Source organism: Georhizobium sp. MAB10, from assembly GCF_045012825.1.
Classification (GTDB): domain Bacteria; phylum Pseudomonadota; class Alphaproteobacteria; order Rhizobiales; family Rhizobiaceae; genus Georhizobium; species Georhizobium profundi.
The window spans coordinates 1721691-1732774 of the sequence record NZ_CP118314.1; the positions used below are offsets into that span (position 1 = coordinate 1721691).

Below are 11084 nucleotides of genomic sequence, written 5' to 3' on the forward strand. Positions count from 1 at the left end.
CTAGCGCGCCAGAAGGCCGGGCAGCCAGGTGCCGAGTTCTGGAATGGCGACGATCAATGCCAGCACGACCAGCTTGATCATGACGAAGGGCGTCACTGCGGCATAGATGTGCTTCATCGTGATCGATGAAGGGACGACGCCCTGCATGACGAACAGCAAAAGGCCAAAGGGCGGCGTTAGAAGCGCGATCTCCATCGTCAGGAGATAGATGACGCCCAGCACGAGCAGATCGATCCCGACCGAGTTGGCGAGCGGGATAAAGATCGGGATCGTGATCATCAACATGCTCACCTGATCGATGAAGCAGCCGAGGAAGAGCAGGAGCAGGATCATTCCGATCAGGACCTGTATCGACGTCAGTTCCCAACCATTGATCAGGCCGATGAGGCCGCTGGTCGCCCCACTGAACGACAGGATCTGGCTGAAGGTCTGGCTGGCCGCGATGATGAACATGATCATCACGGTGAGCTTGACGGTCTCCATCACAGCTTCGACGAGGTTTGCCCAGGTCAAGGATCGGTAGGCAAGGCTCGCGATCACGGCGGCAAGGCATCCGAGCGCGGCAGCGTCGGTCGGGGATGCGATGCCGACGATAAGGCTACCTATGACCGTTGCGAAGATGCCCGACAGCGGCAGAACGTAGACGCAAAACGGCCGCCAGCGCTCCCACATCGTCATCTGCGGCAGCTCTTCGGACGGTGCCAGATCGGGTCGCATCAAGGCCGACACAACGATCAAGACGACGAACGCCGCCGACAAGATGAGCGCGGGAATGATGCCGGCAACGAGGATCTGCGAAATTGAAATGCCGGCAAGGCTGCCCAGAAGAACTGCCAAGGCAGAGGGCGGGATCAGCATCGCAATGGCACCGGATGCCATGATCGGGCCCATCGCCAGCGTCGGATGGTAGCCCTTCTTCAGCATGCTCGGCATCAGCGTCGAGCCGAGCATGGCCGTATTGGCGATGGTCGAGCCGGAAAGGGCGGCGAAGATCGTGCCGCCGAATACGGTGACGACTGCAAGACGTCCGGGAATGCGAGTGACGAGCCGCTCCACCGCATCGATCGCCCGGTGCGCAACGCGCGACTGGAACAGGATTTCTCCCATCAGGATGAAGAGCGGGATCGGTGCGAGGGAATAGTTCGCGACCGACTGGAAGGCGTTTCGCGCCATCTGGATCAGGCCGTTTTCGCCGCCCAGGATGAAATAGGCGCCGACGACGTTGACGGCGATGAAAGCAAACGCGACCGGCAGGCCCGTGGCGAGCAGCAGAATAAGCGCGCCGAGCATCAGCGATAAGGTGAGCGCCCAATCCATGTCAGAGCCCTGCCTGATGCGCTTCAGTTTCGGGGCCGACCGCGGCGCGTCTCAGAAATTCCAGCGTCAGGAGAAGTCCGCCGATGAAGGGCGCGAGAAGCGGAACCCATTCCGGGATGACGAGGACGCCGCGCATCATCGACCCGCGTGACAGCGCAATCATCAAGGCGCTCAACGTCGCCCAAGTGAACAGCGCAGACAAAAGGGCGCCGAGAAGCGATGTCAGCCGATCGACGAGCAGTCGCCGCGCTGGGGAAAGGCCGGACATTACAATGTCGACGGAGACGTGGGCATTCTTGCGAAGGACCCACGGCGCGCCGAGAAAGGTTGCGGCCATCAAGCCCATCTCGATCGCATCGATCATGCCGTAGACGTTCTTGCCCGCGAAAAAGCGCAGGCCAACATTGAGGACGAGGACGAGCGTGATCAGGACGAAGACGATCCCCGCCAACACGGCGAAAGCGTGGATCGTCGCGTCCTGCAGGCGGGCAAGCGTGCGCATGAACGAAGCTTATTCCTGGAAGCAGCCCTGCAGCGTTTCCGCGAACTCCGGATTGACGGCCATCGCGCTTTCCCAGCCGGCATCCTGCGCGGCCTGAAGCCATGTGGCCGAGGCTTCCTCGCTGAGCTCGATGGTCTCGATGCCGGCTTCCGCCTGCGCCGCGCGTTCCTTCTCGTTCAGCTCGGCATTGTTGGCGTTCTGCTCTTCCAGCCACGCCATGCCTTCCTCGAGCAATGCGCGCTGCTCGTCGGTCAAGCTTTCCCATTTGTCGAGATTGACGAGGATTTCGACGTCGACCTGATAGAAGCCTGGGTCGACGCGGTAGTTGGTCTGCTCGTCCCAACCAAGGTCCAGCACACCCTGGATCGGCCAGCCATATCCGTCGATCGTGCCGCGCTCGAGCGCCGTATAGACATCGCCGGGAGCAGTGGTGACGGGCGTGGCGCCAAGCGCTTCGAACATGGCCTGGTAGACGGGGGTCGTGCGGATGGTGAGCCCGCTGAGGTCGGCGCTCTCGATCGGTTTCGTCAGATACAGGTGGAAGTTCACGCCATCGCCGGTGCGGCCGAGATATTTGACGTTCATCTTATCCTGGTGAAGCGTATCGACAGCCTCGTAGCAGCCATTTTCGCGCTGCTGCTGGATGGTCGTCTGGGCAAGCTTCAGTGCATCACCTTCCGGCAGCACATTGGTGTAGAAGGCCGCCGTCACGTTCGCCATATCGACGACGCCGGACGACACGGCATTTCCGACTTCGAACGGAGGAATGGATTCGGGCCCGCCGACGCTCTGGATCTGAAGCACGCCTTTGCCGTTCTCGTTGATCCACTGGACCAAAGCCTCATAGGGACGGGAGAAGGCAGTGCCGGTCGCGAAGCCCGAGACGGCGCGCAAGGTCGTTTCCTGCGCGAGCGCAGGGCCTGTCAGCAAAAGGCATGCGGATGCAATAAGCGTGAGCTTCTTCATGATCGTCCTCCCTTGATCCCGGCAATCTTGGCAGATGCCAAACCTCTCCCAGCCGAGAAATATCCATTTGCATGTATCGATAGTCAGAAGCCAAAGCACGGTCAAGGCGGGACAGTGGCGGTCAGGCGATCTCGGCCAGGCGCTCGCGCAGCTCCGCGGGATCGGTGAGGCCGGCATCCAGATCGTCGTGGGTCGCGCGCCAGATGGGAGCCGCCTCTGCCAGCAGGGCTCTCGCTTCGTCGGTCAGCGATGGCAGGCGGCTGCGTTTGTCGCCCTTGTCGACGGCGAGCGTGACAAGCTCGCGCCGATGCAGCGGCTTCAGATTGGCCGTCAGTGTGGTGCGGTCCATCGCCAGGAAATCCGCGAGCTGTCCGATCGTCGGCGGGGCCGGTCGGTTCAGCGCCATCAGGATGGAGAACTGGCCATGTGTGAGGCCGAACGGGCGCAACGCCTCGTCGAAGCGGCGGGCCAAACGGCGCGCCGCACGCTGCACCCGCAGGCACAGGCAGCGGTCGCGCACTTCGATGGTGGTTGAGAACGGCAAATCACCCGATTTTGACATGACGATATAATGTTGATATCAACGTAAATGTCCAGCGCAGTTGGGAGGCTCGTCGTGACACAATCCATCAATCTGCTGATCGGCACCCGCAAAGGTGCCTTCATCCTGAAAAGCAACGAGGACCGGCGCAGCTGGGAGATGTCGGGGCCGCATTGCGAAACCTGGCCGACCAACCATGTCGTCGGCGATCCCAAGACCGGCGCGATCTACGCCGCCGGCGGCAATGAGTGGTTCGGGCCGGCCGTCTGGAAGTCGACAGACGGCGGCAAGAGCTGGACGCATTCAAGCAAAGGATTGGCCTATGCGGAGGGGGAGGATCCGGTGAAGGCCGTCTGGAGCCTCTGCGTGGCGCCTGATGCCATTTATGCAGGGGTGGAACCTGCCGGATTGTTCAAAAGCACCGATGGCGGTGAAAGCTGGGTCCATCTGGACGGGCTGCGTAACCATCCGAGCCGCGAGCGCTGGATGCCCGGCGGCGCCGGCTTGATCCTCCATTCTCTGCTTGTCGATCCGGAAGACCCGCAGTCGATCCATGTGGGCATCTCTTCGGCGGGCGTCTTCCATTCTGCCGATGGCGGCCAGACCTGGGAGCCGCGCAACAAGGGTACGCGCGCCGATTACATGCCCGAGGACCAGCGCTATCCCGAAGTCGGCCAGTGCGTGCACAACCTCGTGCGGGCAGCCGGCGGCAGCGGGCGGCTCTATCAGCAGAACCATTGCGGCATGTATCGCAGCGACGACGCCGGAAAGACTTGGCAGAGCATCGAGGATGGCCTCCCGTCGAGTTTCGGATTTCCGGCAGCTGCGCATCCGCGGGATCCGGATACGGTGTTCATGGTGCCGCTCAATGGCGACACCAAGGGGCGCTACATGCCGGATGCCAAAGCCGCGGTATGGCGCACGCGGGATGGCGGGAAGACATGGGCTGATTTGCGCGATGGGTTGCCGCAGCAGGACGTGTACTTCAACGTGCTCCGTCAGGCGCTTTCGACCGACAGCCTGTCGCCGGCGGGTGTCTATTTCGGCGCGGCTTCGGGCGCGATCTATGGCAGCGCCAATGAGGGTGAGGGTTGGACGCTGATTGCGCAGAACCTCCCGCCGGTCGTCTCCGTCGAAACCATGGTCGCGTGATCGGCCATGGATGCGTCAGCGGCACGCCCGGTCGTCACGGTGAAGATCGCGGCCGTGCTTGCCGATCTTTTCCCCGGCGCGCCGCGCGAGTTCACGGTCCAAGCGCAATGTGTCGGCGAGATGATCGATGCGCTCGATCAGCAGTTCCCTGGAATGGGCGACCGGATCAGAGACAGTCGGCCCGCGATCCGAAAACACATGAACGTCTTCGTGGATGGGGAGCGGGCGACGCTCGACACGCCGCTGTCTCATCATGACGAAGTGTATGTGATCACCGCGATCAGCGGCGGCTAGGGTCATGGCTTGGTCGCGTTTCGGTACGATGAACCGGAATCCAACTCACCTGGAAACGCGTCACACCAGAAGCCGGATGCGCTGATAGTGGATTTCGGCGAGTTCGCGCTCGACCTCGGTGAGAAACGCGCCAACGGCCTCGTCCTGCTGCTCTTCGCTGAAGCCCAGCGCTGAAAGCTCGTTGAAGATCCCGCCCGCGAGTTCCTGCCGGTAGCGGTTGGCCGCTGCGGTCGTGCGCCGCTTGAGCAGTTGCGCTGCGGCTTCGCGCACGCGGCGCGCCTGGCTCGTCAGCGGGAACAGTGCGAGTTCACCAAAGCTGCCCGCATTGCTCTCATCCGTCATCGTCGTCATCGTCATCGCCCCAAAACGCCCGACAATCATGCCCAGGCATACCCAACACAAGGAGCCGCTTCGCATTCCTCAAAACGCTGAACTGCCCATGCCATTTCTGCCGGATGCGTGCCCACTTCTTGACCCGCACGATCCAGCACCAAGCGGCTGCGAATCGCATCCCGCTTGTCGATGATGCTGACGTGGGGAAGTTTACGGATGGTTAGCGAGCCGTTATGAGCAAACGCCGCTAGAGGGCTGGAGATATTGACGAAAGATGAATTTCTGCTCGCCGCTGCCGATGCACTCTGGCTGACGGTTGATCAGCGTGAGGCGCCAGATCGCAGGCCGCCGAAACGAACCGAAGGCGCTTTTCGCGCGAGGCGCATGCGGCAAAAAAGTGACGAGCGCCTTGAACGTGCCGAAGCTTCCGCAACATAATGGCGCTTCGAGCGTTTGTTCCGGTGCCGAAGACAGCCGGCCGATCGCACCTCAAATCGGCACGCATCGCTGGGCCGAAATCCACGCTACAGGAGCCGCTCATGACCCGTCTCGCACTCGTCACCGCCAGCCTTTTCGGGGCGACGCTCCTCATGGGTACCGCCCATGCACAGGTCGTCGTCTCATCGAAGATCGATACCGAGGGCGGCGTCCTCGGCAGCATGATCATCCAGGTCCTCGAGCATGCCGGGATCGAGACAGAAGACCGCCTGCAACTCGGTGGCACGCCTGTCGTGCGCGAGGCGATTACCGCTGGCGAGATCGACATCTATCCGGAATATACCGGCAACGCCGCGTTCTTCTTCGACCGCGCGGAGGATGACATCTGGCGCGACGCCGATGCGGGTTTTGAGGAAGCCAAGTCGCTGGACTACGAGGCAAACCAGATCGTCTGGCTGACGCCTGCACCTGCCAACAACACCTGGGCGATCGCGATCCGCGAGGATGTGGCGACCGAAAACAACCTTGCATCGATGAGTGATTTCGCGGCGTGGGTGAATGGCGGCGGTGAAGCCGTGCTCGCCGCATCCGCCGAGTTCGTGAATTCAGAAGCCGGACTTCCGTCCTTTCAGGAGGTCTACGGGTTTGAACTCACCGGCGACCAGCTGATCACGCTGTCGGGCGGTGACACGGCCGCGACCATCCAGGCCGCAGCACGCGAGACCAATGGGGCCAATGCAGCGATGGTCTACGGAACGGACGGCGGTATTGCGCCTTCCGGTCTTGTCGTTCTTGAAGACGACCAGAGCGTTCAGCCCGTCTACAACCCCGCGCCAATCATCCGCGAGGAAGTTCTCGAGGCCAATCCGCAAATCGAAGAGGTGCTGACGCCGGTATTCGAGTCGCTTTCGCTGGAGGCTCTCCAGCAGCTGAACGGACGGGTGCAGGTCGGTGGTGAGGCGGCAAGCGCCGTTGCCGAGGACTTCCTGACGTCGAACGGCTTTCTGGACTGACCGATAGGGCGGTTTCTGCCGTTGCGTCTGAATGACGTGAAGATGCGGTCTGCCATCGCGGCAGCTCATAAGAATTGCGAGGCGCAATGACCGCATCGGCATTTGTATTGGATGAAGAGACGCCGGAATGGGTCCGTTTGGACAAGCTCGGCGTCCTGATTGCGGCTGGGGTCGGTCTGGTCCTTTTCTTCGCGCCGTTTGTCACCTTTGCTGCAAATCGCATCGTTCTCGGCGAAGGCCTAGGCGTCGCCGAGGCGCTTCCCGGTGCGTGGGCCTATGGGCTCGTTCTTGCGTCCGTCGCCGTTGCTCTCATCGCCGTCGTGCGCTCGCCCGTATGGCTAAGGCTTTCAGCCAGTCTTGCGGGCATCGCGTTGCTGGCAGTTTGCGTCGGCGCCGCGGCTTCGGGGCTGGTGGAAGAGGGCGACACCGTAGCCCGTGTTTCACCCGCATCGGGCTTCTGGCTCTTGTTCGCCCTGTTCGGCTTGCTTGCCATGGATGCGCTGGCCCGGCTGAAGCTCCCGCCGATCCGGCGTATTCTGCTGGTCGTTCTTGCTGGTGCGGCCTTGGCCATCTGCCTTGGCAGTGGATTGTGGAACGATCTCTCGGTCATGCGCGAATATCAGAACCGCGCAGCAAGCTTCGGCCGCGAAGCGGAACGGCATCTGTTCCTGGCGCTCGGGTCGCTGGGTGTCGCAGCGCTTGTCGGCATCCCGCTCGGTATTCTCTGCCATGAGGTCAAGGCTGTGCGGGGCCCGGTGCTGGGCGTGCTCAACATCCTGCAGACGGTGCCGTCGATCGCGCTTTTCGGGCTTTTGATCGCGCCCTTGTCCTGGCTGTCGAACGCGGTCCCGGTGCTGCGCGACATCGGCATCAGCGGCATCGGCGCGGCGCCTGCCTTCATCGCGCTGTTCTTCTATTCGCTGCTGCCCGTGGTGGCGAACACGGTAGTCGGGCTCGCAGGCGTCTCGCCCGCCGTCACGGAAGCTGCAGCGGGCATGGGCATGACGGAACGCCAGCGGCTCTTCCGGATCAAGCTGCCGCTCGCTTTTCCGGTGATTCTGACCGGCATCCGCATCGTGCTCGTCCAGAATATCGGACTTGCGACGATTGCGGCGCTGATCGGCGGCGGCGGGTTCGGCGTGTTCGTATTCCAGGGCGTCGGGCAGACGGCGATGGATCTGGTTCTGCTCGGTGCGTTGCCGACGGTGGCGCTGGCTCTGGCGGCGGCCGTGCTGCTCGACGCCATCATCGACATGGTCCGGCCTGCCGGGCTCAAGGAGACTGCTCGATGATCGAGATCGAAAACGTAACCAAGCGTTACGGCGACAACACCGTCGTCGACGATGTAAGCCTGAGGGTCGACAAGGGCCAGATCGCCGTCATCGTCGGCACGTCCGGCTCCGGCAAGACGACGCTCTTGCGCATGGTGAACCGGTTGGTCGAGCCAAGTGAAGGCCGCATCCTGATCAACGGTCACGACACGCGCGACATGCCGGCCTACCAGCTGCGGCGGAAGATCGGCTATGCGATCCAGGGTCATGGCCTTTTCCCGCACCAGACGGTGGCGGAGAATATCGCGACCGTCCCGCATCTTGCGGGGTGGGACCGTGCCCGCATCGACGCGCGGGTCGATGAGCTCTTGTCTCTGTTTCAGTTGGAACCGCAGCACTATCGCGACCGACATCCCGTGCAGTTGTCCGGTGGCGAACAGCAGCGCGTCGGTGTGGCCCGTGCACTGGCTGCCGAGCCCGACGTCCTGCTGATGGACGAACCGTTCGGCGCCCTTGATCCGATCATTCGTGCAAAGGCGCAGGACGATCTGCTGGAAATTCAGCGCAAGACAGGCGTTACGGTGCTGCTCGTCACGCACGACATGGACGAAGCCATGCGGCTCGGCGACCGGATCGCGGTAATGGCCGAGGGCAAGGTCGTGCAATATGCCGACCCGGCGACGCTGCTGGTGAAGCCGGCGACCGACTTCGTCGACAATCTGGTCGGCACGGCGGATCGACCGTTCCGGCTTCTATCGCTGCGCAAGGTCGACGACGTGATGGAACCGGGCGGAGCCGAAGGCGAGCCCGTCCAGCCGTCAACGTCGCTTCGCGAGGCTTATGCCAACATGCTGTGGCAGGGCAGGGAGGCGCTGCCTGTCGTCGATGCATCGGGCGCCGCCATCGGTCAGGTGCGCCTTGCCACCATCTCCCGTCTGGCAGCGCGCCCGGCATGAGGCTTACGGTTGCCATGGCGGCACGGCTCGTTGCGCTGGTTCTGTTGCTCGCCTTCCTGTTTGTGCCGTCGGTTTTCGAGCCGCTCTTGCGCCCGGTGGCAGGTCCGCGCGCGCCGGCCATCTACAATCAGGGCAGCCTGCTTTCGCTGACGCTCAGCCATATCGGCATCACGATCGCCGCGACGCTGGCCGCTACAGTGCTTTCCGTCGCGCTCGCCGTGATCGTCACCCGAGACTTCGGCCGCGAATTCTTGCCGCTCTCGCGATCGATTGCCAATATCGGCCAGACATTTCCGCCCGTCGCCGTGCTGGCACTCGCAGTGCCGATCGTTGGTTTCGGGACCAGGCCGACGCTTATCGCGCTGTTCCTCTACGCGCTTCTGCCGGTCTTCGAGAACGCGCTGACGGGTCTGACGACGTTGCCTTCAAGCGTGCGTGAGGCAGCACGCGGCATGGGCATGACCGGCTGGCAGCGGCTGACGCGCGTTGAACTTCCGCTGGCCTTTCCGGTCATTCTTGCAGGCGTGCGGCTCGCCTTCGTGATTTCGCTCGGAACGGCGACGATCGGCTCCACGGTTGCAGCACCAACCTTGGGCGAGGTGATTATCGCTGGACTTCTGTCCAGCAACACCGCGTTCGTGCTGCAGGGCGGCGTGATCGTCGCTATCATCGCCGTTCTGTCCTATGACGCGCTCAATGCCTTGGAACGAAAGGCCGCTCGCAGGCTTGGACGTCCAGCGACTGCCACCTGAACCCGAAAGTTTTTCGATGCCGATCGACCCGACCTACCGCGCCGCACCGCGCCACCCGGCGCTTGGCCGTGACTTCTTCGACCCGGTCGAAGCCGCCGACTTTCCATCGACGACGCTGCGATACCGAAACCGAGACGCCGCTGCCGAGGTCGGATTGTCCGGTTTGAGCGATGCGGAATGGGTGAATCATTTCGGGCGTTTCGAGCCGCTTCCGGACAATCTGCCGGAGCCGCTCGCGCTGCGCTATCACGGCCACCAGTTCCGCCAGTACAATCCAGACCTCGGCGATGGCCGCGGGTTTCTTTTCGCCCAGCTTCTGGACCGGGACGACCGGCTGCTGGATCTCGGCACGAAGGGATCCGGTCAGACGCCATGGTCGCGCCAGGGCGATGGCCGCCTGACGCTGAAAGGCGGCGTGCGCGAGGTTCTGGCGACCACGATGCTGGAAGCGCTTGGTGTCAACACGTCGCGTTCCTTCAGCCTCGTCGAGACCGGCGAAGAACTGATGCGGGGCGACGAGCCTTCACCGACACGCTCATCGGTTCTGGTGCGGCTCAGCCATTCCCACATCCGCATCGGGACATTCCAGCGCTTTGCCTATCTGGAACAGCCCGACCGCATCGAGGCGCTGCTGCACCATGCGGTCGCCAACTACATGCCCGATTGTGCCCACGCCGAGACGAAAGACACGGCTCTCGCGTTCCTGGACCGGGTCTGCCGGAACGTGGCGCGCACCGGGGCGCAGTGGATGGCCGCAGGCTTCGTGCATGGCGTTCTCAACACCGACAACATCAACATCACCGGTGAGAGCTTCGATTACGGCCCTTGGCGCTTCCTGCCGGTTCTCGACCCATCCTTCACCGCCGCCTATTTCGACCAGACGGGTCTTTATGCTTTCGGGCGGCAGCCCGAAACGCTCTTCTGGAACCTCGCGCGGCTGGCGGAATGCCTGCTGCCGCTCGCGCCACTGGAAGATGTCGAGCCGATCGTGCGCGCGTTTCCTGATCACTACCGCTTAGCCTTCGACCGGAAGATCGTCGCGCGCCTCGGTCTCGAACCGCTCGATGCCGCTACCGACCGAGAACTCGCGGAAAGCTTCTGGAAGTTTCTCGCCGCAAGCGCGATGCCGTTCGAGCAGGCCTTCTTCGACTGGTTCGGCGGCGTGCCGGATCGTGCTGGCCGAAGCCCGGTCGCGGCCGAATATGCGGGCGAGACCTTCGCTCAGACCCGCGCGCTCATCGACCGTTACCAGACCCGCGCCGATATCGATCTCGCGCATCCGTCGCTCGCCGCGCTCTCGCCGGTGACCGTGCTGATCGACGATGTCGAGCGTATCTGGTCCGGTATCGATACCGACGACGACTGGAGCGAGTTCCACGAAGCGCTGGATCAGATAGCCGATCTCCGCAATGCCTACAGGCTGAAGGAACTCGCCCGCTAGGAAGCTTGGGACATCATTGGGGAGGATGTCGTTTTCCGTTCTTCCTTTCGTCAATCTGTCATGGTTATCGGTCATAGCCTCGGCCTCTCGTCAACGAAGACCACTTTC

At 62.7% G+C, this 11084-nt stretch carries 12 protein-coding genes; 7 read left to right on the forward strand and 5 right to left on the reverse strand.

Annotation, left to right across the window (positions count from 1 at the left end; genetic code table 11):
• The 4 genes from PU133_RS07930 to PU133_RS07945 form a co-directional block, all read right to left on the reverse strand.
• Window positions 1–1317 carry a TRAP transporter large permease subunit gene (locus PU133_RS07930; RefSeq protein WP_404864194.1) on the reverse strand — a complete coding sequence of 439 codons (1317 nt, stop codon included), beginning with the start codon at window positions 1315–1317 and terminating at the stop codon, window positions 1–3.
• A gap of 1 nt (window position 1318) precedes the next feature.
• Window positions 1319–1819, reverse strand: a complete 501-nt coding sequence (locus tag PU133_RS07935; protein WP_404864195.1) for a TRAP transporter small permease — start codon at window positions 1817–1819, stop codon at window positions 1319–1321.
• 9 nt (window positions 1820–1828) lie between these two features.
• Window positions 1829–2785: a TRAP transporter substrate-binding protein DctP gene (dctP, locus tag PU133_RS07940; RefSeq protein ID WP_126009334.1), complete on the reverse strand. Its 957-nt coding sequence runs from the start codon at window positions 2783–2785 to the stop codon at window positions 1829–1831.
• 121 nt (window positions 2786–2906) lie between these two features.
• A complete protein-coding gene (locus PU133_RS07945; RefSeq protein WP_404864196.1) occupies window positions 2907–3347 on the reverse strand; it encodes a MarR family winged helix-turn-helix transcriptional regulator in 441 nt (146 codons plus the stop codon).
• Window positions 3348–3401: 54 nt separating this feature from the next.
• Between PU133_RS07945 and PU133_RS07950 the strand changes: the two genes are divergently transcribed.
• Together PU133_RS07950 and PU133_RS07955 are read left to right on the forward strand one after the other, a co-directional pair.
• Window positions 3402–4478, forward strand: coding sequence for a WD40/YVTN/BNR-like repeat-containing protein (locus PU133_RS07950; RefSeq protein WP_404864197.1), 1077 nt, complete (start codon window positions 3402–3404; stop codon window positions 4476–4478).
• A 6-nt stretch (window positions 4479–4484) separates the two neighbouring features.
• Window positions 4485–4772 carry a MoaD/ThiS family protein gene (locus PU133_RS07955; RefSeq protein ID WP_126009342.1) on the forward strand — a complete coding sequence of 96 codons (288 nt, stop codon included), beginning with the start codon at window positions 4485–4487 and terminating at the stop codon, window positions 4770–4772.
• Between the two features lie 60 nt (window positions 4773–4832).
• Here PU133_RS07955 and PU133_RS07960 read toward each other — a convergent pair whose 3' ends face one another.
• The gene (locus tag PU133_RS07960) at window positions 4833–5123 is read right to left on the reverse strand and encodes a DUF6074 family protein (RefSeq protein WP_404864198.1); all 291 of its coding nucleotides are present in this window, start codon (window positions 5121–5123) and stop codon (window positions 4833–4835) included.
• Between the two features lie 521 nt (window positions 5124–5644).
• Between PU133_RS07960 and PU133_RS07965 the strand changes: the two genes are divergently transcribed.
• The 5 genes from PU133_RS07965 (at window position 5645) to PU133_RS07985 (ending at window position 10976) form a co-directional block, all read left to right on the forward strand.
• The gene (locus PU133_RS07965; RefSeq protein ID WP_404864199.1) at window positions 5645–6556 is read left to right on the forward strand and encodes an ABC transporter substrate-binding protein; all 912 of its coding nucleotides are present in this window, start codon (window positions 5645–5647) and stop codon (window positions 6554–6556) included.
• Window positions 6557–6642: 86 nt separating this feature from the next.
• Window positions 6643–7848: an ABC transporter permease gene (locus tag PU133_RS07970; RefSeq protein WP_404864200.1), complete on the forward strand. Its 1206-nt coding sequence runs from the start codon at window positions 6643–6645 to the stop codon at window positions 7846–7848.
• Complete coding sequence (locus PU133_RS07975; RefSeq protein ID WP_404864201.1) at window positions 7845–8783, forward strand: ABC transporter ATP-binding protein; 939 nt, start codon at window positions 7845–7847, stop codon at window positions 8781–8783. The genes PU133_RS07970 and PU133_RS07975 overlap by 4 nt, the downstream gene beginning before the upstream one ends.
• Window positions 8780–9535, forward strand: a complete 756-nt coding sequence (locus PU133_RS07980) for an ABC transporter permease (RefSeq protein WP_404864202.1) — start codon at window positions 8780–8782, stop codon at window positions 9533–9535. The genes PU133_RS07975 and PU133_RS07980 overlap by 4 nt, the downstream gene beginning before the upstream one ends.
• A gap of 16 nt (window positions 9536–9551) precedes the next feature.
• Window positions 9552–10976 (forward strand): protein adenylyltransferase SelO, encoded by a 1425-nt coding sequence (locus tag PU133_RS07985; protein WP_404864203.1) that lies wholly within the window; start codon window positions 9552–9554, stop codon window positions 10974–10976.
• The last annotated feature ends 108 nt before the right edge of the window (window positions 10977–11084 follow it).

Excerpts from the sequence above, each read along its gene's own strand:
- PU133_RS07930 (WP_404864194.1), bottom strand. The coding sequence starts at position 1,317 with ATGGATTGGGCGCTCACCTTATCGCTGATGCTCGGCGCGCTTATTCTG.
- PU133_RS07935 (WP_404864195.1), bottom strand. The coding sequence starts at position 1,819 with ATGCGCACGCTTGCCCGCCTGCAGGACGCGACGATCCACGCTTTCGCC.
- dctP (WP_126009334.1), bottom strand. The coding sequence starts at position 2,785 with ATGAAGAAGCTCACGCTTATTGCATCCGCATGCCTTTTGCTGACAGGC.
- PU133_RS07945 (WP_404864196.1), bottom strand. The coding sequence starts at position 3,347 with ATGTCAAAATCGGGTGATTTGCCGTTCTCAACCACCATCGAAGTGCGC.
- PU133_RS07955 (WP_126009342.1), top strand. The coding sequence starts at position 4,485 with ATGGATGCGTCAGCGGCACGCCCGGTCGTCACGGTGAAGATCGCGGCC.
- PU133_RS07960 (WP_404864198.1), bottom strand. The coding sequence starts at position 5,123 with ATGACGACGATGACGGATGAGAGCAATGCGGGCAGCTTTGGTGAACTC.
- PU133_RS07965 (WP_404864199.1), top strand. The coding sequence starts at position 5,645 with ATGACCCGTCTCGCACTCGTCACCGCCAGCCTTTTCGGGGCGACGCTC.
- PU133_RS07970 (WP_404864200.1), top strand. The coding sequence starts at position 6,643 with ATGACCGCATCGGCATTTGTATTGGATGAAGAGACGCCGGAATGGGTC.
- PU133_RS07975 (WP_404864201.1), top strand. The coding sequence starts at position 7,845 with ATGATCGAGATCGAAAACGTAACCAAGCGTTACGGCGACAACACCGTC.
- PU133_RS07980 (WP_404864202.1), top strand. The coding sequence starts at position 8,780 with ATGAGGCTTACGGTTGCCATGGCGGCACGGCTCGTTGCGCTGGTTCTG.
- PU133_RS07985 (WP_404864203.1), top strand. The coding sequence starts at position 9,552 with ATGCCGATCGACCCGACCTACCGCGCCGCACCGCGCCACCCGGCGCTT.